Below are 24,944 nucleotides of genomic sequence, written 5' to 3'. Positions count from 1 at the left end.
TCGTCGAAGATCGATGGACGATCGGCGACGGCTCGCTACCGACGGCTGAAACCGACGGAACCGCGGACCCACTGACAGCGACCAGTACTGTAAGATGGTGTTTCCCACGAAACCATGTGAACACCTTACAGTGCCGGCACGGTTTCCTCCGGTACTAATGACGCGGTCTATCATCGATCGACGCAGCAGCGAATCACAGTCCGCGGAGGTCGAGACTGGTTTGTGTCCCGACTGCGAGACCGACACGATCGTCCACGATCCGGACCGCGGTGAACAAGTCTGTAAACAGTGTGGCCTCGTCCTTACCGAAGACCCGATCGATTACGGGCCGGAGTGGCGGGCGTTCAACGCACAGGAACACGACGAGCTCTCGCGTGTCGGTGCGCCGTTGACACAGTCGATGCACGATCGCGGATTGACGACGACCATCGACTGGCGGAACAAGGACGCGAACGGCCACTCGATGTCCGCCGACAAACACGGCCAACTCCATCGCCTCCGCGTCTGGCAGGAACGGATTCGGACGAAAAACGCGGGTGAACGGAACCTCAAGTACGCCCTCTCGGAGATCGATCGGATGGTCAGCGCCCTCGGCGTTCCGAAACCGGTCAAAGAGACTGCAAGCGTCATCTACCGGCAGGCTCTCGAGCAGGATCTCATCCGGGGCCGATCGATCGAAGGCGTCGCGACCAGCGCCCTCTATACGGCCTGTCGGAAAGAAGACATTCCGCGAAGTCTCGAGGAAGTAACGTCGGTTTCACGGGTCGATCAACGCGAGATCGGCCGGACGTATCGATACATTGCGGACGAACTAGATATTAACCTGGAGCCGACGAACCCGCGACAGTTCGTCCCACGGTTTTGCTCGGAGCTCGACGTCGGTCCCGACGTCGAGAGCAAAGCGATCGAGATCATCGATCGGACGACCGAACAGGGGCTCCATTCGGGCAAATCGCCGACCGGGTTCGCAGCCGCAGCCATCTACGCGGCCGGCCTCCTCTGTGACGAGACCATCCCCCAACGGGCCGTCGCCGACACCGCCCAGACGACGGTCGTGACGGTTCGGAACCGATATCGCGAACAACTCGAGGCGATCGATCAGCAGCCGGCTACATGATCGATCGCTCCGTATCGTCGCCCTCTCGGTCCGCATCGACGATCGCCTGCAGCGTCGCGTAGGGGACGAACGCGATGAACTCGTCGGCCTCGTCGTAGAGTTCGACGCCGTTGTCGACGTATTCGTACCGATCGCAGTCGATCAGCCCCTCGGGCAGGATCACACGGAACATACCCCACGGACACCATCCAGCGAAATATAGGTGTGTGCCGTCCCACCGACGGCGGCGACTTCAGGGGAGGGCGAGTCGTATCCGTTCGTAACGGCTTTTTTCCCGGCCGCAAATCCCATACTATGGACGTACAGTCGTTTCTCGTCGCAACGCTGGTCGCTCACGTCGGGTTCGCGATCGTCGTGACGGGCCACGCGTTCGCGACCGATCGGGACGCCGGCAACTGGCCGTTCGTCACCCTGGCGTTCGGGCTGGCCGGGATCGCCGGCTACTTCTTCTACGACGAGACGGCGGACTCGGGCCGGATCTGAGCTCGGACGGGTGGCTGTCGGTCAGTGCCGGCGACCCCCCACAGACGGGTCCGTGGGGTCGCCGGTCACTCGGGACGGGGGACCGTCGCATACGGTTTGCTGTCCCGATGTCCCGGTGGGACCGCAGGGCGATCCCGGTCCCACCGGCGCTGACGGACAGGAGACCGTCTCAGTCACCGGCCGCAACGGGTTCCTCGCCACCGGGTTGTGAGCCATCACCCCAGACGCCCGCGGAGAGGTCGATCCCGTCGGTCCACTTGCCGACGACGGACGCGACCGCGAGGTCGCCGGTCACGTTGTTCGTCGTCGCGATCCGTCCGAGGATCGGGTCGACACCGGCGACGAACCCGACGATCTCGAGGGGTAATCCGACGGCGTTCAGGATGACGGTGAGCATGATCAGCCCGGCACCGGGGACGCCGGCCGTGCCGATACTGATCAGGATCACGGTCGCGAGGACGATCAACTGATCGCCGAGTCCCAGCGAAATCCCGACCATGTTAGCGGCAAATACCACCGTGACGGCCTGCCTGATCGCTGCACCGTCCATGTTGATCGTCGCCCCGAGAGGGAGGCCAAAGCCGTAGACGGATTCGTCGATCCGCAGGTTCGTTTCGGCGTCAGTGATCGTCACCGGCAGCGTCCCGCTCGAGGAGCGGATGGTGAAGGCCGTCAGCATCGCGTCTTTCGCGCCGTTGAGGAACGCCAGCGGCGACTGGCCGAGGATCCCCACGGTCATCAGGCCCAGATAGGTAACGGTCATGTGGACCGCGATTCCGATCGCGATGACGCCGACGAGTGCGCCCAGTTGTACGATCGCGCCCAGTCCCTCGGTACCGATCGCGGCAGCCATCAGCGCGAAGACGCCGACGACGCCGTACTCCATGACGCCCCAGACGATCTTGAACAGCGCCTGCGTGCCGGCGTCGATAAACGAGAAGAAGCCGTCGATCGCGTCCTCGATCGACTCTTCGGTCGTCGACTCGCGGACGATCGCCAACGCCAGCCCGAAGACGATGACGACGAAAATCGTCGCCAGAATCTCACCGTTGACCATCGCGGCCAGCGGATTCTCGGGGACGATACCGAGAACGACTTCGGAGACCGACGGCGGCTCGGCCTGCTGGGCCTCGCCACCGGTGAACTCGACTGCCGTCCCGGGATCGAACAGGTTCGCGACCGCGAGGCCGATCACGGCCGCGATCGTCGTCGTCGCGGCGTAAAGCGCGACGGTCAACCCCCCGACTTTCCCGAGTTTCGACGGTGTTAGCTTTCGCATCCCACCGAGCAGCGTGAAGACGATCAGCGGGATGATCAACATCTCGAGCAACCGCAAGAAGAGGTCGCCAAACGGGCTGAGAACGCCGGCGCGTTCGCCAGCGATCGCGCCGACCGCCGTCCCGAGAACGAACGCGACCGCGATACGGTAGATGATTGGGACGGAACGATACTGCGTCCAGATCCGTCGCGGCACCGATTGCTGCGTCGTGGTCATCGACGCAGCCTACGAACTGGACCCATCAACCCGTGTCGCTACCGGTGAGAGTCGCCCATGCCTACAACGAACCCGTCCGGCGTGATCGCCGAGGCGTGCCCCCGTCGTCAGGCCAGGAAGACGTGTCGCGGTCGGTCCGTGAGGATGTCGCGGCCGAACTCGACGGTCTCCGAGAAGGCGTCGCTCCGGAAGAACTGCATGGCGTCCTCGCGGGCGTCCCAGCGGCTGGCGATGAACATGTCGTTGTCGTCCTCGCGGTTGACCAGCAGGTCGGTCTTGCGGTGGCCCTCCATGTCGGTGAGAACGCCCGCGACATCGCCGAAGGTGTCGACGAAGTCGCCCCTGTGGTCGGGTTCGACGGTGTAGAACATCCCCATCGTGCCCCACGAATCGCTCTCGTTGTCGCCGGCCTGCCGGACGATATCCGGGAGATCGGCGAGGAAGCCGGCTGCCGTACTCGCCGCGCGTTCGGTGTCCCAGAGGCTGACGACCGCCGTTTCGCTGCTCTCGCCTCGAGGCTCGTAGACGGCCGTCTTCACGTGCGTGTCGTAGTGATCGAAGTTTTCACGAAGACCCTCGACCTCCTCGAACAGCGCCTCGGCGTCGGCAGCGGAGTAGAGGACGACGGCGTGGACGTCCTCGCCGTGGGGCTGGCCCGCGTAGACGCCGATGTCCTCGAGTTCGCTGCGGAGATCGTCGTCGTCGCTCCCGTGTGCGTGGTCGCCGTCGTCTCCGTGGTCACTCGAGGCCGCGTCGTGGTGACCGCCGTGGTGGCCCTCGGCGTCGCCACTGGCGTGTGGATGAGCGTCGTCACCCTCCTGTGGAACCGTCTCGCCGGCGAGGAAGGCCTCGAGGTGTTCGGGCGGGAATCGCCGTGCCGAGAGGAACCGACCGAACTCGGCGAAGCGGGAACTCGAGGGGTCAAAGCGCATCTCGTAGAGCAGTTCCTTCACGTCGGTGGGGTCGTCGCCGAACAGGGTGATCCCCCACTCGAAGTCGTCGAGGCCGACGCTGCCGGAGATGATCTGGGTGACGCGGCCGGCGTAGTCCTTGCCGATCTCGCCGTGGTTCGCGAGGTAGTCGGCCCGCTCGTCGAATGGGAGTTCGTACCAGTTGTGGTCTGGCCCGCGGCGCTTGCTCATCGGATAGAAACTCAGGAAGTCGCTGTCGGGGATCTCGGGTTTGAGCCGCGACTCGATGTAGCGCTCGAGACCGGTGTCCTCGACCTCGCTGTCCTCGTCGAAGTAGTCCTGGGACATGTAGCCCGAGACCTCCGTCACCGAGAGATAGGAGTCGGCCCGCTCGGTGAACTCCGCGAGGGCGGTGTGTTCGAACCGCCGCTCGAGCGTGTCGATATCGGAAAGCGTCGGTCGGAGGTGGAGCACGAGGAGGTCGGCCTTGTGACCCAGTACGGAGAAGACGGCGGACTCGCCCGCATCCGCGTCCCGAACGGCCACACTGGACTGCAGATAGTCGATGCCCTCGTCGATCGCCTGCGAGCGGCGTCGTTCGGGAGCCCCTCGCCAGGCGTCCCAGTCGATCGACCGGAAGTCGTGCAAGACGTACCAACCCTCCTCCGTCTGTGGCGGTTGCCGTCGGTCCATGAGCGCGGGTTAGGACGGAGATGCTAAGAAGGGCCGGGTTTCGGTTCGCTTCCCCCGGCGACGCCTCGTTCGGCGACGGTCGCGTTCGTCGTCCTCGCCCCGCAGTTCGTCCGTTGGGAGTGACCGAAACGCTTTACCGCCGTCCGTTTAATCCACCGGACACATGCGGAAAAGTGGACCGCCGAAAGGACTCATTGCCTATCTCGTCCTCGAACTCCTCGAGGAAAAGCCGCGGTACGGCTACGAGATCTTGAAGGAAATTCGCGAGATCAGCGGCGGCCACTGGGAGCCCTCGTACGGCTCGGTCTACCCGATCCTCTACAAGTTCGAGGAGAAGGGGTGGGCCGAGCGCATCGAGCGTGATGACGAACCCGATCGGAAATACTTCGAACTGACCGACGACGGCCACGCGGAACTCGCGGACCGCCGTGCGAGCGGGTCGGAGAAGGCCCGCGACTTCGCCGACGTCATTCTGGGCTTCTTCCACGTCTACGCGGCGTTTTCCACGGACGATCGGTTCGAAATCCCCGATATCGAGGGCGAGTGGCGGTTCGACGAGACGTTCAGCCGATGGGTCGTCGAACAGGTCGTTCGCCACTACGAACACTACTTCGACACCGAGTTCGAGCGACTCGAGGCAACGCCCGACGCGTTCTACGAGCACCACGGGGTCGATCCGGACGACGAGTAGCGTCCGTCGGGACGGCCTCGAGTCCTCGAGTCGCGGGGAGATCGGTTCCGGAGGCGATCAGGTCGCGAGCAGTTGTGGCCCGAACAACATCAGGACGAAACTGAGCAGCATCGTCAGGCCGATCCCCGTCGTCACCACACGAACCATCCCGCGGGTCGCGTCGATCGGGAGTCGGGAGACGATCGCCTCGGTGCTCGTCCGGAGGATGTGTCCGCCGTCGAGCGGGAACGCCGGAACGCAGTTGAAAAAGCCAAGCTGGATGTTGATCCAGCCGGTCCAGAACAGCAGGTTCGCCAGCAGGAAGACGGTACCGTCCCCGAACGCGCCGAGCGCGCCCTGGGTCGTATAGAAGTTCTGAATCCCGCCGGTGAAGCCCGCGAAATTAAACGGCATGCCGCCGCCGGTGACGCCGATGACCGGCAGCAGCAACACCACGCCGATCTTGCCGAGGAAGGTGTCGGCGACGCCGCCGAACCGGGACTCGCCGTCCCCGCCGAGCACTGCCAGGTATTCCTCCGCGGGATAGAGTTGGACGCCGATGTCGTCGACCGAGATGCCGGCGGTCCCCGGATGCGGCCGGATGCCGAGGTACCCGGTATCGGCCTGGGGATGTGCATCGAGCGTCACCTCGTAGCTCCGGCGCTCGTCGCCGAAATAGCCCGCCACGGTGACCTGCTGGTCGGGCTCGCTGTTCTCGAGGAGCGATCCGAGCGCCTCGTAGCTGTGGATCCGTTCGCCGTCGAAGCGAGTGATGACGAAGGTCTCGTCGGTCGGCCCGGTTTCGCCCTCGAGGGGCCCGTCCTCGGCGATCGAGACCGCAGCGCCGATCGGCACCTCGCGCTCGATGTCGTCCCCGCCGTCTGCGGGTGCGATCGTCAACGTTGCGCGCTCGCTGTCGCCGACGGCATCGAAGAAGCCACGTTCCGTCGCGATCGTCCGCCCGTCGACGGCCCGGATCTCGTCGCCGACGGACAGGCCCGTCGGCCCGTCTGTCATCGCCGCGGTCACGAGCACCGATCGATCGACGGGAACCGTCCGCTCGCCGTTGAGTTCGACGGTTACCTGCTCGCCTTCGACCGCCTCGAGCCGGTTGGCGAGTTCGTCGTTGTCCTCGACTGCGGTCCCGTCGACCGCGGTAATACGATCGTTCGGTTCGATGCCGGCGTCGGCAGCGGGAGAGTCGGGTGCGACACCGCCGACGGCGGCACCGGGTGCGACTGCGATCGAGCCGGCGACCGGTCCGAAGAGCAACGCGAACGCGAGGATCGTGATCGCGAAGTTGTTCGTCACGCCGGCGGCGAACATCCGCGTCTGGCCGCCACGGGAGGCGGCCTTGCTGCTCTCGTGATCGGGTTCGACGAACGCGCCGACGGGAAGGACGGCGAGCATGGCGATCCCCATCGAATCGATATCGATGTCTTCGACGCGACAGAGCAGTCCGTGGCCGCCTTCGTGGACGACGAGCCCGACGAGCAGGCCGAAGACGATTCCGGGCGTCGCCGAGAGGGGGAGGAAGTCGTTGACGCCGGGGATGACGAGAACGTTGCGCGGCTGGCGAACGGGAGAGGACACGAGCTGGGGCGAGGACAGCGAGACCATGGCCGCACGAATCAGGAACACGAACATGCTCACCATCACGACCAGCGCGATGCCGACGCCGAGGTTCGACCACGCCCGCCAGAACCGCTTTGGCCGCGCGAGCCGATCGAGCAGGACCCGGCCGCGTTTGGTGTGGAGCGTGAGGACCGGACCCTGGGTACCGACGTACTCGGGGAGTTTGCCGGCGTTTCGGAGCCCGACGACTGCGGCCCAATAGAGAAGGAGGCCGACCAGAACCCACGTGACGAGTTCCGAGCCGAATAGTTCGGGCACCGAGACGACAGCGGGAGAGCCGTAATCCATCGATAGTATCTCGGGGTGGCGTTCTCAAATGGCTTTTGTCTATTCGGCCGACCGTTCGATCCGCCTCGATCCCGCCCCGTCCGACTCGGACGCCGCCAGGAGACCGACGGGCGGCCGACGCCTGCTCACCGCTCCCGGCGAAGTCGCCCGACGACGAACTCCCGGTCGACCTTCGCGAGGAAGGGGCCGAGCTTCGGCCCCTGGTCCTCGTCGAAGAACAACCGATAGCCGGCCGCGAAGAAGTCGCCGACATCGACGTCGTGGCGTCTCGCAGTTTCGTAGATCTCGCCCTGGATCTCCTCGGGGTCGTGGCCCGCCTCGATGAAGTCGGCCAGCTCCGCGAGCGCGGCCTCGGTGTCCGCGTCGAACTCGTGGTCGGGGATCTCGGTCCGTTTGAGTTCGTAGTCGAACTCGTTGCCCGTCCGGCGCGCCCAGTTGCGGGCCTGCTCGACCCGCTCGAGGGCGCCCTCGACGGCCCACTCGGGCGCGTCGTCGGGAATGTGCCCCTCGCGACGGGCGATCTCCTCGCGCAGATCGGGATCGTCGGTCATCCCGAGCACCGCGGCGAAGGTGTAGGGAAGCCGAATCCGCTCGTCGCGCGGTTCGTCGACCACGAACGGGTAGACGCGCTCGGCGAAGGCCCGCTCGTCCTCGCTGGCCTCGACCTCGCCGAAGTAGACCGCCTCGAGCCGGTCGAACTCGTCGACCAGCTGGTCCAGTCGTTCGATGCTGAAGTCACGGGCCTTCGCCGGGTCCTTGGCGAAGAAGTAACGAAGCACCTCGGGCTCGAGCAGTTCGAGGACGTCCGAGACGAGGATGACGTTGCCTTCCGAGGACGAGAAGGGCTCGCCCTCGAGGGTGAACCACTCGTAGACCATCGGCACCGGCGGCTCGATCTCGAGGACGTTGCGGGCGACGTCCTGCCCGCTGGGCCAGGAGCCTTCGGCGTGGTCCTTGCCGAAGGGTTCGAAGTCGACGCCCAGCAGTTGCCACTGGGCGGGCCACTCGAAGCGCCAGGGGAGTTTGCCCTCGCGCAGCGTCGCGGTGCCCTCGTGACCGCAGCCGTCGATGGTCCGGTCGCCGGCGTCCATGTCGGTACAGCGGTAGTCGACGGTCGGCTCCGTCTCGCGGGTCGCTTCGCTCCCCGCTCGATCGTCCGAGGCACTTCGCGCCTCGCTCCCCTCGAGATCGACGCTCGTCACGGTCTCGGTGATCTTGCCACACGCCTCGCAGATCGGGTTGAAGGGGACGTAGTCGCCCTCGGCGTCGACCGTGTCCTGATACTTCGAGAGGACCTCGCGTGCCCGCTCCCGGTGCTCGAGGACGAATCGCGTCACCGACTCGAACTCGCCGGACTCGTACAGGTCCGTGTTCGAAACGAGATCGATCGGCACGTCGACGGCGTCGGCGCTGTCCTGAATGATGGTCGAGAAGTGGTCGCCGTAGGAGTCACAGCAGCCAAACGGGTCCGGGATGTCGGTGTAGGGTGCACCGAGGTTCCGACCGAGCGCGCCGGCGTCGACCTCGCCGAGATCGACGAGGTTCCCCTCGAGGTCACAGAGGGTTCGCGGGAGCTTTCGGAGCGGGTCTCGGTCGTCGGCGGTGAAGACCTGCCGGACCTCGTACCCCCGGTCGCGCAGCACTTCGGCGACGTAGTAGCCGCGCATGATTTCGTTGACGTTGCCCAGATGGGGAACGCCCGAGGGCGAGATGCCGCCCTTGATGACGATCGGTTCCGCCGGCTCTCGCTCCGCGACACGGTCCGCGACCGTATCGGCCCAGAAGGCGTGTCGCGCGTCGCCCGCTTCCTCGCGCTGGAGGGTGTAGGGACTGATCGCATCCGACTCCGGGGCGTCTCCGTCGGCACTCATTGCTCGTCGCTCGCCCAGTAGGTCGGTTCCTTGCCGGCAGCCTCGGGAACGACATCCGTTCCCTCGTGATCGCCGAACCGGACCGCGCGGGCGATCCGATCGGGATCCGTGCCGTCGAGCACGATCGTCCGCATCCCCGAGCGCTCGATGATCTTCGCCGCCAGCAGATCGACGGGTGCGGACGCCCCCGCGTTCATCTCGAGGCCGGCGATGACGTCGACCAGTTCCCCGGCCGAGAGGTGATCGTACTTGGTCGCGTCGGTGTCCTCGTTGGGATCGGCGCTGTAGACCCCGGGGACGCTCGTCGCGTAGACCAGCAGGTCGGCGTCGATGTACTCCGCGAGCGCGGCCCCGACCGCGTCGGTGGTCTGGGCCGGTGCCACCCCGCCCATGATACAGATGTTGTCACGGCGGAGCGCTTCGCTGGCCTCCTCGTAATCGAGGGCCGGTGCGGTCACGGACTCCTCGCTCAGCGCGGCGATGAGCAGTCGGGCGTTGAGCCGCGTCACGTCGATTCCCAGCTGGTCGAGTTCGATCTCGTTGGCTCCGAGATCCCGTGCGGCCCCGATGTACTCGCGAGCGACGCCGCCGCCGCCGACGACGGCTCCGACCCGACACCCCTCCGCGATGAGATCTTCGATAACGGCTGCGTGCTCGGCCACCCGATCCGCGCCGGGCTCGGGGACGAGGACGCTCCCGCCGATGGAGACGACCACTTTCATACTATCGCGGTGTAGCGGAGTTGCTATCTTAAGGGTTGTCAACTGTCCGGGCGTCGTGGTGACACACCGCTCGAGCACCGGCGAGGCTAGCCCGCCGTCGGTCCCGAGACCCGCCTTTCGGCTCACTCCTCAAGGGACAGGACGAGGCCGTCGCCATGCCGGTCGAACTCGGTGCCGAAGGGAGTCGATAGCTCGCGCATCCGGTCGCGAGACCACGCGGCCGCGTCCGGGCTCGCCTCGGAGACTGCACAGTCGTCGATCTCGGTCGGATGCAATCGGAGTTCGATCGGCCGGCCGTCGGGCGTCACCGCGAGGACGAACAGGAAGCTTCGATCGTTGCGCAACTCGGGATCGACTCGATAGTCGTCGACGAAGTCGCCCGCGTCGTAGACGATCGGACTGCCCTCGTAGACCTCGATTCCCTGGAAGACGTGAGCGCTGTGGCCATGTACGATGTCGACCCCTTCATCGATCAGCCAGCGGCCGAACTCCCGAAACGACTCGGGCGGCTCGGTGACCATGTTCGGACCCCAGTGAAGCGATGCGACCAGCAGATCCGGATTCGTCCCGCGTGCGCGCTCGAGCGTCTCGTGCACACGCTGTCTCGTCTCCGGATCGTCGACGTCGTCGTCGGACCGCGTCCGACTGCGCGAGTCGCGTCGCGACTCGTCGATTTCGATCCGTGCCGTCCCCGGAGACGCCTCGTCGGCTGCGTACTCCGGCGTATTGTCGGTGAGCGAGACGACGGCCACGTCGAGTCCGCCGTCGCCCGCGTTCGATTCGTTACCGTCTGTGTCCGGGCCATCGCCGCCTCTGTCCGAGCCGCCGATCGTTCGAACCGCCGGCTCGAGCGCCTCGTCGATCGTCGCTCCGGCACCCGCGTGGGCGATTCCGGCCTCATCGAGCGCATCGAGGGTGTCTCGCATTGCCACGACCTCGTAGTCGAGAACGTGATTGTTCGCCAGCGCGCAGATATCGACACCGGCGCGCTCGAGTGCGGGGATCGCCCAGTCGGGATCGGCGCGGAAGTGGAACGGACGACGGGTACGTTGCCACTCCCGCCCGCGAGTCGAGAGCACGCACTCGAGGTTGACGACGAGTCCATCGAGTCCGCGCAGTCGCTCGAGGACGGATCCCCACACGGCCTCGACGGATCGGCGACGCTGGCGGTCGTCGACGAGTCGGCCGAGCATGACGTCGCCCGTGAAACCGATTCGAGGTGGCATAGACGAGGCTTCGTGATGGACGGACAAAACACTCTCATACAGTCTGCTGTCACTGGGTATCGGCGACCCGCTGTGGGTGTGTCGGAACCGACTGACAGAGGTCCGTCCCAAGCCGACCGAATTTCGACCCGCTTGGCCGTCTCTCGCGTGCGCGTCGAGCCGGATCACTGTCAGCGGCGACAGCTACAAAGTCCGACCCAACCATACCTCGGATATGCACGTACTCGGTGTTCGAGACGAGGGAGCCGACGACGACGCGCTCGAGTCGGTCGTCGATCGGATCGTCGACCGGCTCGCCGAACGGGGACGCGTCGGCGTCGTCAGATACGACGCGACGATCGCGGACGGGACACACGCACGCGAGTCGATGACGCTCGGTGGGGACGTTACCTACGACCTCGGCGTCGACGGCGACTGGACCGCATCGGGGACGGGGTTGTCCGTCGGCGACGCACTCGACAGCCTCGCAACCGACTGCGAGTACGCAGTGGTCGTGAACGTTCCAACGCTTCAGTACCCGTCGGTGAGCGTGGGAGCCACTGCCGACGAGAGCGAGTCGGAGACGTGTCTCGGGGCCGTCGATGGACCCGGGGGCCTCGATCTCGACGCCCTCGTGACGGCCCTGGAGTCGGCCGAACCCCACGAAACCCTCGAGTCGCTGGTAGCCCGCGTGAAACGGTCTCCCCGAGCCGAGCGGGCGGGCGCGATCGCGACGTTTACCGGCCGGGTCCGCGCGAAAGACAGCGAGGACGACGCGCCCACCCAGTATCTCGAGTTCGAGAAGTACGAGGGCGTCGCCGACGAGCGAATGGCGGCCCTCGAAACCGACCTCGAGTCTCGAGACGGGGTTCTCGACGTCGAACTCTACCACAGAACGGGCGTCGTCGAGGACGGTGAGGACATCGTCTTCGTCGTCGTGCTCGCGGGACACCGGACGGAGGCGTTCCGGACGGTCGAGGACGGGATCAATCGGCTGAAAGACGAGGTCCCACTGTTCAAAAAGGAAGTGACGGTCGAAGACGAGTTCTGGGTTCACGATCGACCATAACTGTTACATCCACCCGGTCGAGGGCTGAAACAAGAAGAACAGTTGTCGAAAACGAGATTCTATCGACCATGATAGAGAGAGGGGCGATAATGAGTTACAGATGGTTTTAAAACGTCTCGAACGATCTGCGGCCGTTGTTAATAGTCAGGTAAACGAGGATAAAAGGTCTATTACCCCCCAGATAGCTGAACACAATCGAAATGCCGCTAATCATCCCGTCTTTATAACAGATATCCCCACCAAGGGGTAGTCGTCGATGAGCACGACAGCCCAACCCTCCACGGAAAGCAAGGAACGCCGCCTGAAAAGTTACCTTCGCGAGCGTGCCGAAGACGGCGAGATGTACTTCAAAGGGAAGTTCATCGCGGACGACGTGGGAATGACGCCAAAAGAGATCGGCGCGCTGATGGTCAAGCTCTCGGACTCGGTCAGCGACCTCGAGATCGAGAAATGGTCGTACACGAGCGCGACCACGTGGCGTGTCGCCCCCGCATAACGGTTACCACCGACGAGATCGAGCCGCTCTGACCGTCCCCCGCAGTCCGTGCCGGTGCAGGCCCGATGCGATCCGGGACGATCCCCCTGGGACGTTGCGTTCCCACGCTGACGTTCGATTTTATATAGAGCCCAAGATAGCGGAGCCAACGCAGCAGCGCCGCCCGAGAAACGGCCGGCGCTGCCGACGACAGTCGTTTTATACCGTGGGATGATGAACCACCGATGATGGAGGACGTCGACCGGTCCGGATTCGACACGGCGGGATACGGTGGGCGCTCGCCCGAGGACGGGCCGCCGATCGATCGCATCGAGTCGGTGTTTGCAGTCTACGAGATCCGGCAAGAAGCGGAGCAGCTGGTCTACTACGGCGACCCACTGATGCACCCCGAACGGGTGATGCGAGAACTCTGGCCCGCGTTCCACGAGCACGGCTACGAGGCCGAACTCGAGGCGCGCCACGGCGAGTACGTGCTCGTCGCGGAGCCGGCGACCGTCGGCATCGACGGGATTCCGTGGACGAATCTCGTACTACTGATCGCGACCGTCGTTTCGACGCTGTTCGCCGGGGCGTTCTGGTATCAGATCGATCCGTTCGCCGATCCGACCGCGATCGTCCACGCCTGGCCGTTTACGGCGGCCATTCTCGGCGTCCTCGGCGTCCACGAGATGGGCCACTACGTCATGAGTCGATACCACCAGGTCGACGCCTCGTTGCCGTACTTCATTCCGGTCCCGACGCTGATCGGGACGATGGGTGCGGTCATCAAAATGAAAGGCCGGATGCCCGACCGCAAGGCGCTGTTCGATATCGGCGTCGCCGGCCCGCTCGCGGGACTGGTCGCGACGATTAGCGTGACCGTGATCGGGCTCCACCTGCCACCCGTGACCGTCGACCCCGCGTTACTCCAGAACCCCGACGCGATCCGAATCGAACTCGGCTATCCGCCGCTGCTCGAGTTGCTCGCGGCCGGCTTCGATCAGCCGCTGTACCGGAACGATCCGACGCGGGGTGTGAATCCGGTCGTTATCGGCGCGTGGGTCGGGATGTTCGTCACGTTCCTCAACCTGATTCCGGTCGGCCAACTCGACGGCGGACACATCCTCCGGGCGATGGTCGGCGAGTACCAGGAGACGATCGCCGCGCTCGTCCCGGGCGCGCTACTCGCGCTCGCTGGCTACCTCTATTACTTTCAGGAGTACAGCCTGAACACCGTCTTCGTCTGGATCCTCTGGGGACTGCTGACGATGCTGTTCGCGTCGATGGGACCGGCGACGCCCATCCGGGACGAACGGCTGGATCCGGGCCGGTTCGTTCTCGGGATCGTCACCTTCGGCCTCGGCTTGCTCTGTTTCATGCCGATTCCCGTGATGATCGTCGGCTGACATCGGTCAGCGGAGGTCTATCCGTGCGTATATCCCCGGTCCACGAGCGCGTCGCCGTCCATCGTTACGCCATCCGTCGCCGTTCGGACCGATCCGATCACCGATAGGGAGACGTCAGTCCCCTCGCGGACGGCCGAGAGCGCGTCCTCGGGAAGCGCCGCGACGAGTTCGAAGTCCTCGCCGAAGGTCGTCGCGAGTTCGAACGCCTCGTCCTCGCCGTCGGCGACCTCCCGGACGGCGTCGTCGATCGGAATTCGGTGGGAATCGATCGCGACCCCGCAGTCGCTGGCTTCGGCGAGCTGATGGATCGAGCGGGTGAGTCCGTCGCTCGAGTCCATCATCGCGGTCGCGTGGGGGGCAAGCGTTCGACCGGCGGCGATCCGGGGACCGAACTGAAAGAGGTCGTTCGCGCGCTCGAGCAGCCGCTCGGTCCCCCCGTCGTCGCCGTCACCGGTCCTGCGGGCCGCCCGGTCGAAGTACTCGAGTGCCGCCGCGCTCCGCCCGAGGGTCCCGGTAACGCAGACGACGTCGCCGGGACGGGCACCGCTTCGCGGGACGGGGTCGTCGGTCCGACCGATCGCGGTCGTCGCCACGGTGAACTCGTCGTGGCCGTCGAGATCGCCGCCGACGTACTCGGTATCGACCAGCTCGCAGACGTCGCTCGCACCGCGAACGAACGCGAGCAGTTCGTCGCGATCGAACGTCGGAGCGGCGTAGGCGGCGACCGCCGCCGTGGCCTCGGCACCCATCGCCGCGACGTCCGACAGCGACGCACCGACGGCGCGCCAGCCGGCCGTATAGCGGGTCGTTCCGTCCGGAAAATCGGTCCGGTCGTGGAGCATGTCCGTCGTGACGACCAGTCCATCGACGACGGCCGCGTCGTCGCCGGCCCCCTCGAGTTCGTCCGACAGGAGTCGCAGGGCGGCTCGTTCGTCCATACCCCCCGTTTCGACTCGAGGGCGAAAAACGGTCCGGGCCGCAGGCGGCTGCACAGATACGATGGTCTTAAATGCCGCCGACGGGAATCACACGCCAATGGCTACGATGTACGACGTTCCGGCGGACGACCTCATCGAGGCGCTCGCCGACGATCTCGCGGATCGACTCGAGGAACCGGAGTGGGGAGCGTTCGCCAAGAGTGGCGTCGACAAGGAACTCCCGCCCGAACAGGAGGACTTCTGGGCCACCCGCGCCGCGAGTCTCCTGCGCAAGGTCGCCGACCGCGGTCCGGTCGGCGTCGAGCGACTCTCGACGGAGTACGGCGGCGCGAAAGGCGGCTCCAACCGCTACCAGGTCGCGCCCGACAAACGCGCCGACGGCTCGAAGAACCTGATCCGGACCATCCTCCAGCAACTCGAGGAGGAGGACCTCGTCGAGACCGCCGAGGGCGAAGGTCGCCGAATCACTGCCGAGGGCCGGAGCCTGCTCGACGACACCGCCGGCACCGTCCTCGAAGAACTCGACCGGCCGGAACTCGAGCGATACGCGTAATCGGAGCGTCCGTTTTCGTGTCGGTTTCACCGCCCAGAGCCATCGCTCCCGTCGTCCGTAATCATTTTCCGGCGTGCCGGACAAGTACGGTATAACTATGAGTGGTTCACCGGACGAGGAGAAACTCGAGGAACTCCGACAGAAGAAAATGGAGCAGCTACAGGACCGCGCCGAGTCCCAGCAGGGCGAGGCCGGGCAGGAGGCGGCCCAACAGCAGGCCGAGGCCCAGAAGAAGGCGGTCCTGCGACAGCATCTGACCGACGAGGCTCGCAAACGACTCAACACCGTCAAGATGAGCAAGCCCCAGTTCGGCGAGCAGGTCGAACGGCAGGTCATCAGCCTCGCCCGCAGCGGCCGCATTCAGGGCAAAATCGACGACGAGAAGATGAAACAGCTCCTCAAGGAGCTCAAGCCGGACTCGCAGAGCTTCGACATCCAGCGCCGGTAATGGAGCTCGGACTGCTCTACAGCGGCGGCAAAGACTCGACGCTCGCCGCGCTCTTGCTCGAGGAGTTCTACGATGTCACGTTGCTGACGGCCCATTTCGGGATCAGCGACGACTGGAAACACGCCCGCGAAACGGCCCGCGCCGCCGGCTTCGATTTCGAACGCCTCGAGTGCGATCCCGACGTCGCCGGCGAGGCAGTCGGGCGGATTCGGGACGACGGCTTTCCGCGAAACGGCATCCAGCTGGTCCACCAGCACGCCCTCGAACGACTCGCGGACCGCGAGTTCGACGCCATCGGGGACGGGACGCGGCGCGACGACCGCGTCCCGACGGTGTCGCGAGCACAGGCCCAGAGCCTCGAGGATCGCCACGGCGTCGACTACATCGCGCCGCTATCGGGCTTTGGCCGGTCGGCCGTCGACCGGCTCGTCGACGCGCGACTGGACGTGACAGTTGGCCCAAGCGAGGACATCGACAGAGCGGATTACGAGGCAGAGCTCCGGACGCTCCTCGCCGAGGAAGCGGGACCGGCGGCGATCGAGGAGTGTTTTCCCGACCACGATCAGACGTACGTCACGAACGTCCGTTGACCGATCGCTGCTCGAGGCAGGCGATCGCCGACCGCCGCCGAACGGAAGGATAAAAGGCCGCCGTCGCCGAACGGGTTCCCATGTACGACCGGATCAAGGGCTTTCGTGACTTTTATCCCGGCGAGATGGCCGCCAGGCGAGCGACCATCGACGTTCTGGAGGACACCGCCCGCGAGTACGGGTTCCGCGAGATCGGGACGCCAGCGCTGGAACGTGCCGAGATGTGGACCGACAAGAGCGGCGACGACATCGTCGACGAGCTCTACTCGTTCGAGGACCAGAGCGGTCGCCACGTGACGTTGACCCCCGAACTGACGCCGACGGTCGCCCGGATGGTCGTCGCGAAACAACAGGAGCTCTCGAAGCCGATCAAGTGGGTCTCGACGCGACCGTTCTGGCGCTACGAGCAGGTCCAGCAGGGCCGGTATCGGGAATTCTACCAGACCAACGTCGACATCTTCGGCTCGTCGGCACCCGAAGCCGACGCCGAGATCCTCGCGTGGGCGGCCGACGCGATGACCGGCCTCGGCCTCACCGGCGAGCACTTCGAGTTCCGGGTCTCCCACCGGGACATCCTCGGGGGGGTCCTGGAGAGCTACGACACCGACGTCGACACCGAGGCGGCGATTCGCGCGGTCGACAAATCCGACAAGCTCTCGCAGGTCGAGTATCACGATTTACTGATCGACGCCGGCCTGTCGGCCGAGCAGGCCGCCGAGTTCGACGACCTCATCGCGGGCGGCGATCTCGACGAGGTAGAGGCGTTCGCCGACACCGAGCGCGTCACCGCTGCCGTCGACAACCTTCAAAACGTGCTCGCCGCCGCCGAGGACTTCGGCGCTCGCGAGTACTGTACCGTCTCGCTGGAGACGGCCCGTGGGCTGGACTACTACACGGGCGTGGTCTTCGAGTGTTTCGATTCGGCGGGTGAGGTCTCGCGATCGATCTTCGGCGGCGGCCGCTACGACGACCTCATCGAGAGTTTCGGTGGCCAGCCGACGCCCGCAGTCGGCGTCGCGCCGGGCCACGCGACCCTGTCGCTGTTGTTGCAGCGAGCGGGCGTCTGGCCCGAGGAAGAAGTAACGACGGACTACTACGTCCTGCAGATCGGCGACACGCGGTCGGAAGCGGCCCGGATCGTCGGGGAGCTGCGCGAGCAGGGTCACGTCGTCGAGACCGACATCGCGGGTCGTTCCTTCGGCGCACAGCTCGATTACGCCGACTCGATCAACGCCGAGACCGTGGTCATCGTCGGCGAACAGGACCTCGCGAACGACGAAGTCACGATCAAGGACATGGCGTCGGGCGACCAGACGCAGGTTCCGGTCGACGAGTTCCCCGGCGATCTCGAGCGGCCGACGTTCGACGATCTCGCGTAGCGAACGCGTTCGCCCGTCCGTTTAAACACCCTCTATCGCGTGGCGTAATCGGACCCGGTTCCCGGCAGACAGGAACGAAAGGGGGTATTAACGCCCGAGAGTGCCAATCCTCAGTCGTGAGGTGACGACCAATGTCTACAACGGAAGCCACCGTTCAGTGGCTCGGCAGGCGGGAAGAGTTCGAGTACGCCGATTCGGTCGCCGGCTACCTGCTGGTGGCGGTGCGGCTGCTCGTCGGCTACTGGTTCCTCCACTCGGGATGGTCCAAGTTCGCGTTCGTCGCGGGGGAGCCGTTCAACGCGGGGGGCTACCTGCAGAACGCCTCCTCGCCCATCGCCGGCCTCTTCGAACTCGTGGCCGGGACGCCCTGGCTGCTCGAGTTCACCAACGTCATGATTCCCCTCGGTGAGTTCCTCATCGGACTGGGGCTCATCCTCGGGGCGCTCGTGCGACTGGCCGCCTTCTTCGGCGGCGTGCTCATGACGTTGTTCTACCTGGGCAACGCCGACTGGGCACACGGCTACGTCAACGGGGACCTGCTCGGACTCCTCATGTTCGCGATCATCGGCGTCTTCGCCGCGGGCCGCATCCTCGGCGTCGACGCCACCCTCGAGCAACTGGAGTTCGTGCAACGGCGGCCGTGGCTGCGCTACCTCCTTGGCTGAGGCCGTTTGGACCCTTACTTTTTCGAGAGGTCGCGACCACTCTCGGCCGCGTCGACCGGGTCGAACCGGTCGTCGATGACGAGTTCCGCGGCCGCATCGCGTCGCTCGATCGGCGAGTGACCGGTCTCGACGAAGTGGTCGATCATCGCACGGCTGCAGTCGCCAGTTGCGTCCCCTTCGGCCCGGTACTGCCACTCACACTCTCCACAGTACGCGCTCAACACGAATAGCCCGTCGAACGGCCTTCTAATGAACGATGGGGTTCATACAGTGATGGCTTATTCGCCTACTCGTACGTCGGGCCGAGTGCAGGTCCCATCATTAACTACGGCGGTGATGTACCACGTCCGATGGCCGACGCTGACGCCGACACCCGCCCGAACGTCCTGTTCGTGCTCACCGATCAGGAACGATACGACTCCAGCACACCCGACGGGCCGCCCGTCGAGACCCCGACGATGGATCGACTCTCGAGCGAGGGGATCCGCTTCGAGCGGGCGTTCACGCCGATCAGCATCTGCTCGAGCGCTCGTGCGTCGCTGCTGACCGGGCAGTTCCCCCACGGCCACGGGATGCTGAACAACTGCCACGAGCCCGACGCGATCCGGGCGAACGTACCCGACGGTCTGCCGACGTTCTCGGAGGAACTCGTCGCGGCGGGCTACGACCTGACCTACACGGGCAAATGGCACGCCGGTCGCGATCGGACACCCGCCGACTTCGGGTTCTCGTATCTCGGCGGGAGCGACAAACACCACGACGACATCGACGAGGCGTTCCGCGAGTACCGCACGGAGCGGGGCACTCCCGTCGGTGAGGCCGCTCTCGAGGAGGAACTCTACACCGGCGACGATCCCAGGGAGAGCGACGAGGGGACGTTCGTCGCCGCGAAGACGGCCGTCGACGTCGCGGATACCCGTGCCCATTTCCTCGCCGAGCGGACGATCGACGCGATCGAGACCCACGCCGACGGCGACCGGGATGGCCCCTTCTTCCACCGGACGGATTTCTACGGCCCTCACCACCCCTACGTCGTCCCGGAACCATACGCCTCGATGTACGATCCCAGCGAAATCGAGCCGCCCGCGAGCTACGCGGAGACTTACGACGGGAAACCGCGGGTCCACGAGAACTACCTCGCCTATCGCGGCGTCAGTGACTTCGACTGGGAGCTGTGGGCCGAAGCGCTCGCGAAGTACCGGGGCTTTATCACGATGATCGACCACCAGATCGAGCGAATCCTCGAGACGCTCGCGGAGGCAGGATTGGCCGACGAGACGGTCGTGATCCACACGTCGGACCACGGCGACTTCATCGGGGGCCACCGCCAGTTCAACAAGGGGCCGCTGATGTACGACGATACCTACCGCATTCCGCTACAGGTGCGCTGGCCGGGCGTTGTCGACGGCGGGGCGACCTGTGACACGCCGGTCCACCTCCACGACCTCGCGGCGACCATCCTCGAGATCGCCGACGTTCCCGCGCCCGACAGCTTCGATTCGCGGAGTCTGGTTCCCATACTCGAGAACGGCGGCGAGCCGCCCGCGGACCTCGACTGGCGGGACTCGACGTTCGCTCAGTACCACGGCGACGAGTTCGGGCTCTACAGCCAGCGGATGGTCCGCACGGCGCGGTACAAATACGTCTACAACGGTCCCGACATCGACGAACTGTACGACCTCGCGGCCGATCCCGACGAACTGCAAAACCTGATCGACCACCCCGAATACGCGGACACCCGAAGAGAAATGCGCGAGCGGTTGATCGAATGGATGCACGAGACGGACGACCCAAACCGGGTCTGGGTGAGGGGCGTCCTCGAGAACGCCTCGTAGCTATTCCGTCCTCAGCGGGCGGTGGCGCGTGCTGTCGGCCGGCCGAGTGCGAACGAGGACGGTCGATGACATCGCGCGAGGGATGAGCGAGCGACCGACGGGAGCGAGTGAATCGGCTGGGGAGGGCGTGGCCTCAATGCCGCCACGAGAGCACAGCGTCGCGTCGTTGCCGTCTGAACGATAGCAGAGCGCTCGGTGGCGTTCTCGGAAGAGACGACTCCGCGAACCGATTCCGGAACGGAAGCGTACGTTTACGGTGCCGAAGCGGCTACCCTCCGCTATGATCACCGACACCGACGAGACGGGGGAGACCCGATGACGGGGACCGATTCGGACGACTCGCCGGCCGCCCTCCGCGAGGACGCCGCCGAGTACGAGGAGATCGCCGACGCCCTCGAGGACCTCCTCGAAGAACTCCGCGAAGCGGAGCTCAAAGGGTCGCGCCTCGAGGGGCTGTTCGACGAGGTCAGCTCGAGCAACCCGAACATCTGGAACATCGTGAGCGCGTTCATCGACGTCGAGGACGGCGAAGCCGTCGTCACGGACGAGTCGAAACTGGCACAGGGAAGCTGGGCACCGGAGATCGTCGAGGGCTGTGACACGATGATCACCCTCGACATCGAGTACGGGATGATGCCCGACGAGTTCACGTACACCGCCGGCAAGAAGCTCAGCCAACGGATCGAGGAGTTTCGGCAACAGGCAGCCGAGGCGAGGCAGAAGGCCGACGAACTCGAGGACGCCGGCGACGAGTAGTATCGACCGCAGCGTACGGTATCCGAACGACGACGATTGCGCTCCGGCGAGACTGTCACTTCGTCGTGACTGTCACTCACGACCTGCGAAAGAATGACATTCGACTAGCGCCAACCCTCGAGTGACGGTTCCCGGGAATCGTCGACGTGGCGGGCCAGCGGGGGCAGGCCCGTCATGTCTTTTCCTGTACCGTCCGGTCTTGGACGACAAGAATCTCCGTGAGAGCCCCTCGTTCGCCGTGACCATCGGCTCTCACTCGACGACGAGTTCCTCCCTTTCGAACCGATCGCCGGGGGCGTCCGCTCCGTCGGCGGCCGTCCGCCACCGCCACGACCCCACCTCGAGTGGCTCGAGCGAGACGATCAGATACGAGCGATCGGGCCAGGTCGCCCGCGCAGTGTCGGTCGCGCTCGGACGGGGCGGGCCCCGGGGGTGGGAGTGATAGAAGCCGACGATCTCCTCGCCGCGGTCCTCGAGGCGGTCGAAGATCCGAAGCTGTTCCTCGGGATCGATCTCGTAGCGCGTCCGCGATTCTTCGGCGACGTTTTCGGCCGGATGCTGCGAGGCCACGCGGCTTCGGCTTCCAGGTTCGTACTCGCCCCCGAGAACCCCACAGATCTCGTCGGGATCGCCGTCGCGAGCGCGCTCGAAGATCGCTTCCCGAACGGCCGTCGGCAGGACGATCACGGTCGCGAGTCGACCTCGGTACGGGCATCCGAGTCACTGGTCTCGGTGGACGCGATCCCCTCGAGGTCGTCGAACGGCACCGCGACCTCGGGATCGGGGCCGTCGAACCGCTCGGGCCGGACGATCGGTGCCAGCGCCTCGAGGGTGTCCACCAGCCGCGGTCCGGGCCGATTGAGGTAGTGATCGCCGTCCATCGCCCAGACCCGATCTTCTTGCACGGCCGTCAACTCGTCCCAGCCGTCGCGCTCGGTGAGGTCCGTCCGGTTCCGTGCCGTCTGCTCGAGGTCGAAACCACAGGGCGCGACGATCACGACCTCGGGGTCGTACGCGCGGATGTCGTCCCACTCGCGGGGCCTCGAGCGCTCGCCGGCGTCGGCCAGCCCGTACTCGCCGCCGGCCCAGTCGACGAGTTCGGCCGTCCAGTGGCCCGCGATCATCACGGGATCGGTCCAGTCGAAAATGGCCACGCGTGGCCGGTCCTCGGCAGAGCGATCTCCAGTGCGGTCCCGAACTGCTTCAAGTCGCGACTCGAGATCGCGTCGAACCTCTCGAGCGCGCTCCTCGCGACCGACCGCGTGGCCGATCCGCTCGAGATCATCGAGTACGTCGCCGACGCTATGAGGATCGGTCGGCACGATTTCCGGGTCCGCTTCGATTCGATCCGCGGCGTCCTCGATGATCGCCACGTCGACCGCACAGACGTCGCACATTCCCTGGGTGACGATCACGTCCGGGTCGAGTTCCTCGAGGATCTCGACGTCGACGTCGTAGACGCCGTCCTCGGTGTCGGACGTTTCGAGCACCTGGTGGTCGATCTCGCCGCTCGAGCCCGAGGCGTCGATCTTCGAGCGGGTGACTGCGGGCGCGGACGCTGCGCTCGGCGGATAATCGCACTCGTGGGAGACGCCGACCGGCTCGAGGCCCAACGCGGCGACGGTCTCGGTGGCCGAGGGGAGCGTCGTGACGATTCGCATGGCTGGTGGTAGGGCGCGTGAGAGTAAAAACGACGCCCTCGAGAATCGATGCGACGCACCGAACGACCGAGAAGAGAGACGAAAACGGGACTGCTGCGATCGTGGCGAATCATCGAATCGCGAAGGTCTGTGGACTGAGCGGTGGCACTCGCCGCTACTGTGGCGATACCCCCTCGAGTGCTCGCTCGAGTTCTCGAACCCCCTCCTTCTCGGTCCGATCGGGATTCGCGAGGACTCGCACGGGCTGCTCCCCGAGTGGGACGAAGCCCAGGTCGAGCCGCTCGGCGGTCTCGCGCAGGCCGAGGCCCGCGTCGGCGTCGCCCGCGATGACCTTCCGAGCGGGGCTCTCGTGGGCACGCAGTCCGAGGTCGAAGCCGTCGATCGCGTCGACGATTTCGTGACGAGTCGTTCCCCGTTCGTCCGCGAACGCGGCGACCGCACCGCCGAGACTCGAGCGCAACCCGGAATCGGTCGTCCGATTGACGAAGCGCAGGTCCCGATCGACCAGGTCCGCGAGCCCCTCGATCTCGTCGGGGTTGCCCGCCCGGACGACCAGCCCCCACTCGCGGTCCCAGCGGCCGAGTTCAGTCACTTCGACATCTCGCTCGAGTGGCCCCGCAGCCACAGCCACGTCGGGAACGCCGTCTCGAAGTCGACGCAGCCCGGGCCGCGTCCCGACCGAGAGGTACCGCGGGTTCTCGAGGCCGTCGAGCAGGCGCGAGACCGTCGGGTCGTCCTCGCCGACCCCGAACAGCGTCGGCGGTCGGACGTCGGGCGAGAACAGCGTCGCCGTGACGGACTCGCCTGCCTCGAGGTAGTCGGTTTCGGGGCCGACTTCGACGACGCCGTCGGCGTGGGCGAGGCTGGTCGTCGCGCCGCTGCCCTTGTCGACGGGGTAGACGAGCGTCTCGCCGTCGCCGCTCTCTTCGGCGGATTCTCCGCCTCCGTTTCGGGCCGTCTCCGACGGCCCGCTCCCGACGAGGCCGACGGGCATGAGTCGATGGCGGCCCCCCTCGTAGCGTTCCTGGCGGGCCAGCCGTCCCGAGACGGTTGCGGCCGCAGGTTCGGACAGTCCGGCCGCCCTCCGAACTGCCGGCGCGACGAACGCCCGGAAGACCATCATCGCGGAGACGGGATAGCCAGGGAGCCCCACGTAGGCCGAATCGTCCAACCGCCCGATCAACATCGGCTTCCCGGGCTTGACGCTCACGCCGTGGAGCAGCAACTGTCCCTGTTCTTCGATGACCCGATAGATGACGTCGACCGCGCTCGCGCTGGTCGATCCCGAGGAGAGCACGAGGTCACACTCCTCGGCGGCCTCCCGGAGGATCCGCTCCATTTCGTCCTGATCGTCGCCGGCGTGGGGGTAGAGCACGGGCTCCCCACCCGCGTCTTCGACGCCCGCGGCGATGGTGTAGCTGTTGACGTCGTAGATCTCCCCGCGGTCGCTGTGTACCTCCTCGCCCGGCCGTACGAGTTCGTCGCCCGTCGAGACGATGCCGACCCGGGGTTTCGCCCGAACCGGGACCTCGTCGATCCCCAGCGCCGACAGCAGGCCGATATCGCGGGGCGTGATCGTCGTTCCAGGGCCGAGCGCGCGCTCGCCCGCCGCGACGTCCGCACCCGCGAACATGACGTTGTCGCCGGGGGCGACCGAGGTACGGATCAGGACCTCGTCACCGTCCGTATCAGTTCGCTCGACCGGCACCATCGCGTCGGCACCGTCGGGCATCACCGCGCCGGTCGAAATCTCCGCCGCCTCGCCCGACTCGAGCGCGACAGCCGGCTCCGCGCCAGCGTGGACCGCGCCGACTAGCTCGAGGCGGGCGGGGTCAGCCTCGTCCGCGCCGAACGTGTCCCGCGCCCGAAGGGCGTAGCCGTCCATATTCGCCCGGTCGAACCCCGGTACGTCGAGTTCGGCGTCGAGTCGAGCGACGAGCACCCGGCCGCGGGCCTCCTCGAGGGAGACGCGCTCGATGCCGCCCTCGAGCGAGAGCGAGTCGATCGCCTCGCGGGCCTCGTCGGGGGAGGCGAGATCGCGAAACTCCTTGCGGTTCATAGCAGTCCTTGGAGTGCCGA

At 65.9% G+C, this 24,944-nt stretch carries 25 protein-coding genes; 13 read left to right on the top strand and 12 right to left on the bottom strand.

Going from position 1 to position 24,944, the window contains the following annotated elements; all coding sequences use genetic code 11:
- Positions 1-157 precede the first annotated feature (157 nt).
- Positions 158-1,117, top strand: coding sequence for a transcription initiation factor IIB (locus CP557_RS00465; RefSeq protein ID WP_097378091.1), 960 nt, complete (start codon positions 158-160; stop codon positions 1,115-1,117).
- Here CP557_RS00465 and CP557_RS00460 read toward each other — a convergent pair.
- Positions 1,110-1,289: a hypothetical protein gene (locus CP557_RS00460; RefSeq protein WP_097378090.1), complete on the bottom strand. Its 180-nt coding sequence runs from the start codon at positions 1,287-1,289 to the stop codon at positions 1,110-1,112. The genes CP557_RS00465 and CP557_RS00460 overlap by 8 nt on opposite strands.
- A 122-nt stretch (positions 1,290-1,411) precedes the next feature.
- Between CP557_RS00460 and CP557_RS00455 the strand changes: the two genes are divergently transcribed.
- The gene (locus CP557_RS00455; protein ID WP_097378089.1) at positions 1,412-1,600 is read left to right on the top strand and encodes a hypothetical protein; all 189 of its coding nucleotides are present in this window, start codon (positions 1,412-1,414) and stop codon (positions 1,598-1,600) included.
- A gap of 169 nt (positions 1,601-1,769) precedes the next feature.
- On the opposite strand, the gene CP557_RS00450 is transcribed toward CP557_RS00455, so the two are convergent.
- Both CP557_RS00450 and CP557_RS00445 read right to left on the bottom strand, forming a co-directional pair.
- Positions 1,770-3,095 (bottom strand): dicarboxylate/amino acid:cation symporter, encoded by a 1,326-nt coding sequence (locus CP557_RS00450; protein ID WP_097378088.1) that lies wholly within the window; start codon positions 3,093-3,095, stop codon positions 1,770-1,772.
- Positions 3,096-3,202: 107 nt separating this feature from the next.
- A complete protein-coding gene (locus CP557_RS00445; protein WP_097378087.1) occupies positions 3,203-4,699 on the bottom strand; it encodes a heme-binding protein in 1,497 nt (498 codons plus the stop codon).
- 163 nt (positions 4,700-4,862) lie between these two features.
- Between CP557_RS00445 and CP557_RS00440 the strand changes: the two genes are divergently transcribed.
- Positions 4,863-5,390, top strand: coding sequence for a PadR family transcriptional regulator (locus tag CP557_RS00440; RefSeq protein WP_097378086.1), 528 nt, complete (start codon positions 4,863-4,865; stop codon positions 5,388-5,390).
- Between the two features lie 57 nt (positions 5,391-5,447).
- Here the strand turns inward: CP557_RS00440 and CP557_RS00435 are convergent, their stop codons facing one another.
- The 4 genes from CP557_RS00435 to CP557_RS00420 all read right to left on the bottom strand — a co-directional run bounded on the left by CP557_RS00435 (position 5,448) and on the right by CP557_RS00420 (position 11,111).
- Positions 5,448-7,292: a site-2 protease family protein gene (locus CP557_RS00435; protein WP_097378085.1), complete on the bottom strand. Its 1,845-nt coding sequence runs from the start codon at positions 7,290-7,292 to the stop codon at positions 5,448-5,450.
- Between the two features lie 125 nt (positions 7,293-7,417).
- Complete coding sequence (lysS, locus tag CP557_RS00430; protein WP_097378084.1) at positions 7,418-9,163, bottom strand: lysine--tRNA ligase; 1,746 nt, start codon at positions 9,161-9,163, stop codon at positions 7,418-7,420.
- The gene (gene pyrH / locus CP557_RS00425; protein ID WP_097378083.1) at positions 9,160-9,885 is read right to left on the bottom strand and encodes a UMP kinase; all 726 of its coding nucleotides are present in this window, start codon (positions 9,883-9,885) and stop codon (positions 9,160-9,162) included. The genes lysS and pyrH overlap by 4 nt, the downstream gene beginning before the upstream one ends.
- A gap of 122 nt (positions 9,886-10,007) precedes the next feature.
- Complete coding sequence (locus tag CP557_RS00420) at positions 10,008-11,111, bottom strand: CapA family protein (protein WP_097378082.1); 1,104 nt, start codon at positions 11,109-11,111, stop codon at positions 10,008-10,010.
- Positions 11,112-11,325: 214 nt separating this feature from the next.
- On the opposite strand from CP557_RS00420, the gene CP557_RS00415 reads away from it, so the two are divergent.
- The 3 genes from CP557_RS00415 to CP557_RS00405 all read left to right on the top strand — a co-directional run bounded on the left by CP557_RS00415 (position 11,326) and on the right by CP557_RS00405 (position 14,040).
- Positions 11,326-12,159 carry a molybdopterin synthase gene (locus CP557_RS00415; RefSeq protein WP_097378081.1) on the top strand — a complete coding sequence of 278 codons (834 nt, stop codon included), beginning with the start codon at positions 11,326-11,328 and terminating at the stop codon, positions 12,157-12,159.
- 256 nt (positions 12,160-12,415) lie between these two features.
- Positions 12,416-12,655, top strand: coding sequence for a DUF7123 family protein (locus CP557_RS00410; protein WP_097378080.1), 240 nt, complete (start codon positions 12,416-12,418; stop codon positions 12,653-12,655).
- 227 nt (positions 12,656-12,882) lie between these two features.
- Complete coding sequence (locus tag CP557_RS00405) at positions 12,883-14,040, top strand: site-2 protease family protein (RefSeq protein ID WP_097381468.1); 1,158 nt, start codon at positions 12,883-12,885, stop codon at positions 14,038-14,040.
- 17 nt (positions 14,041-14,057) lie between these two features.
- Here CP557_RS00405 and thiL read toward each other — a convergent pair whose 3' ends face one another.
- Positions 14,058-14,978, bottom strand: coding sequence for a thiamine-phosphate kinase (gene thiL / locus CP557_RS00400; protein ID WP_097378079.1), 921 nt, complete (start codon positions 14,976-14,978; stop codon positions 14,058-14,060).
- 97 nt (positions 14,979-15,075) lie between these two features.
- Here thiL and CP557_RS00395 point away from each other — a divergent pair, with 97 nt between their 5' ends.
- From CP557_RS00395 to CP557_RS00375, 5 genes are all read left to right on the top strand, one after another.
- On the top strand, positions 15,076-15,531 hold the full coding sequence (locus tag CP557_RS00395; protein WP_097378078.1) for a 30S ribosomal protein S19e: 456 nt from the start codon (positions 15,076-15,078) through the stop codon (positions 15,529-15,531).
- 97 nt (positions 15,532-15,628) lie between these two features.
- Positions 15,629-15,979 (top strand): DNA-binding protein, encoded by a 351-nt coding sequence (locus CP557_RS00390; RefSeq protein WP_097378077.1) that lies wholly within the window; start codon positions 15,629-15,631, stop codon positions 15,977-15,979.
- Positions 15,979-16,569, top strand: coding sequence for a DUF7411 family protein (locus CP557_RS00385; protein ID WP_097378076.1), 591 nt, complete (start codon positions 15,979-15,981; stop codon positions 16,567-16,569). The genes CP557_RS00390 and CP557_RS00385 overlap by 1 nt, the downstream gene beginning before the upstream one ends.
- Positions 16,570-16,649: 80 nt before the next feature.
- On the top strand, positions 16,650-17,948 hold the full coding sequence (gene hisS / locus CP557_RS00380) for a histidine--tRNA ligase (RefSeq protein WP_097378075.1): 1,299 nt from the start codon (positions 16,650-16,652) through the stop codon (positions 17,946-17,948).
- 131 nt (positions 17,949-18,079) lie between these two features.
- Complete coding sequence (locus tag CP557_RS00375) at positions 18,080-18,613, top strand: DoxX family protein (RefSeq protein ID WP_097378074.1); 534 nt, start codon at positions 18,080-18,082, stop codon at positions 18,611-18,613.
- Positions 18,614-18,627: 14 nt separating this feature from the next.
- Here the strand turns inward: CP557_RS00375 and CP557_RS00370 are convergent, their stop codons facing one another.
- On the bottom strand, positions 18,628-18,837 hold the full coding sequence (locus tag CP557_RS00370; protein WP_097378073.1) for a hypothetical protein: 210 nt from the start codon (positions 18,835-18,837) through the stop codon (positions 18,628-18,630).
- A gap of 126 nt (positions 18,838-18,963) precedes the next feature.
- Here CP557_RS00370 and CP557_RS00365 point away from each other — a divergent pair, with 126 nt between their 5' ends.
- Together CP557_RS00365 and CP557_RS00360 are read left to right on the top strand one after the other, a co-directional pair.
- Entirely contained in the window at positions 18,964-20,448 is a 1,485-nt protein-coding gene (locus CP557_RS00365; RefSeq protein ID WP_097378072.1) for a sulfatase-like hydrolase/transferase, read from the top strand.
- Between the two features lie 315 nt (positions 20,449-20,763).
- Complete coding sequence (locus CP557_RS00360; RefSeq protein ID WP_097381467.1) at positions 20,764-21,204, top strand: hypothetical protein; 441 nt, start codon at positions 20,764-20,766, stop codon at positions 21,202-21,204.
- Positions 21,205-21,456: 252 nt separating this feature from the next.
- On the opposite strand, the gene CP557_RS00355 is transcribed toward CP557_RS00360, so the two are convergent.
- The 3 genes from CP557_RS00355 to CP557_RS00345 all read right to left on the bottom strand — a co-directional run bounded on the left by CP557_RS00355 (position 21,457) and on the right by CP557_RS00345 (position 24,924).
- The gene (locus tag CP557_RS00355; RefSeq protein ID WP_097378071.1) at positions 21,457-21,891 is read right to left on the bottom strand and encodes a desampylase; all 435 of its coding nucleotides are present in this window, start codon (positions 21,889-21,891) and stop codon (positions 21,457-21,459) included.
- Positions 21,888-22,865, bottom strand: a complete 978-nt coding sequence (locus tag CP557_RS00350) for a cobalamin-binding protein (protein WP_097378070.1) — start codon at positions 22,863-22,865, stop codon at positions 21,888-21,890. The genes CP557_RS00355 and CP557_RS00350 overlap by 4 nt, the downstream gene beginning before the upstream one ends.
- A gap of 154 nt (positions 22,866-23,019) precedes the next feature.
- Complete coding sequence (locus tag CP557_RS00345; protein ID WP_097378069.1) at positions 23,020-24,924, bottom strand: molybdopterin biosynthesis protein; 1,905 nt, start codon at positions 24,922-24,924, stop codon at positions 23,020-23,022.
- Between the last annotated feature and the right edge of the window lie 20 nt (positions 24,925-24,944).

This window comes from Natrinema ejinorense (assembly GCF_002494345.1).
Taxonomy (GTDB): domain Archaea; phylum Halobacteriota; class Halobacteria; order Halobacteriales; family Natrialbaceae; genus Natrinema; species Natrinema longum.
The sequence above is the reverse complement of the archived record's forward strand: the minus strand, read 5'-3'. Positions and strand labels throughout refer to the sequence as shown.

Coding starts and splice junctions, on each gene's coding strand:
- CP557_RS00465 (WP_097378091.1), top strand. CDS start 158: ATGACGCGGTCTATCATCGATCGACGCAGCAGCGAATCACAGTCCGCG.
- CP557_RS00460 (WP_097378090.1), bottom strand. CDS start 1,289: ATGTTCCGTGTGATCCTGCCCGAGGGGCTGATCGACTGCGATCGGTAC.
- CP557_RS00455 (WP_097378089.1), top strand. CDS start 1,412: ATGGACGTACAGTCGTTTCTCGTCGCAACGCTGGTCGCTCACGTCGGG.
- CP557_RS00450 (WP_097378088.1), bottom strand. CDS start 3,095: ATGACCACGACGCAGCAATCGGTGCCGCGACGGATCTGGACGCAGTAT.
- CP557_RS00445 (WP_097378087.1), bottom strand. CDS start 4,699: ATGGACCGACGGCAACCGCCACAGACGGAGGAGGGTTGGTACGTCTTG.
- CP557_RS00440 (WP_097378086.1), top strand. CDS start 4,863: ATGCGGAAAAGTGGACCGCCGAAAGGACTCATTGCCTATCTCGTCCTC.
- CP557_RS00435 (WP_097378085.1), bottom strand. CDS start 7,292: ATGGATTACGGCTCTCCCGCTGTCGTCTCGGTGCCCGAACTATTCGGC.
- lysS (WP_097378084.1), bottom strand. CDS start 9,163: ATGAGTGCCGACGGAGACGCCCCGGAGTCGGATGCGATCAGTCCCTAC.
- pyrH (WP_097378083.1), bottom strand. CDS start 9,885: ATGAAAGTGGTCGTCTCCATCGGCGGGAGCGTCCTCGTCCCCGAGCCC.
- CP557_RS00420 (WP_097378082.1), bottom strand. CDS start 11,111: ATGCCACCTCGAATCGGTTTCACGGGCGACGTCATGCTCGGCCGACTC.
- CP557_RS00415 (WP_097378081.1), top strand. CDS start 11,326: ATGCACGTACTCGGTGTTCGAGACGAGGGAGCCGACGACGACGCGCTC.
- CP557_RS00410 (WP_097378080.1), top strand. CDS start 12,416: ATGAGCACGACAGCCCAACCCTCCACGGAAAGCAAGGAACGCCGCCTG.
- CP557_RS00405 (WP_097381468.1), top strand. CDS start 12,883: ATGGAGGACGTCGACCGGTCCGGATTCGACACGGCGGGATACGGTGGG.
- thiL (WP_097378079.1), bottom strand. CDS start 14,978: ATGGACGAACGAGCCGCCCTGCGACTCCTGTCGGACGAACTCGAGGGG.
- CP557_RS00395 (WP_097378078.1), top strand. CDS start 15,076: ATGGCTACGATGTACGACGTTCCGGCGGACGACCTCATCGAGGCGCTC.
- CP557_RS00390 (WP_097378077.1), top strand. CDS start 15,629: ATGAGTGGTTCACCGGACGAGGAGAAACTCGAGGAACTCCGACAGAAG.
- CP557_RS00385 (WP_097378076.1), top strand. CDS start 15,979: ATGGAGCTCGGACTGCTCTACAGCGGCGGCAAAGACTCGACGCTCGCC.
- hisS (WP_097378075.1), top strand. CDS start 16,650: ATGTACGACCGGATCAAGGGCTTTCGTGACTTTTATCCCGGCGAGATG.
- CP557_RS00375 (WP_097378074.1), top strand. CDS start 18,080: ATGTCTACAACGGAAGCCACCGTTCAGTGGCTCGGCAGGCGGGAAGAG.
- CP557_RS00365 (WP_097378072.1), top strand. CDS start 18,964: ATGGCCGACGCTGACGCCGACACCCGCCCGAACGTCCTGTTCGTGCTC.
- CP557_RS00360 (WP_097381467.1), top strand. CDS start 20,764: ATGACGGGGACCGATTCGGACGACTCGCCGGCCGCCCTCCGCGAGGAC.
- CP557_RS00350 (WP_097378070.1), bottom strand. CDS start 22,865: ATGCGAATCGTCACGACGCTCCCCTCGGCCACCGAGACCGTCGCCGCG.
- CP557_RS00345 (WP_097378069.1), bottom strand. CDS start 24,924: ATGAACCGCAAGGAGTTTCGCGATCTCGCCTCCCCCGACGAGGCCCGC.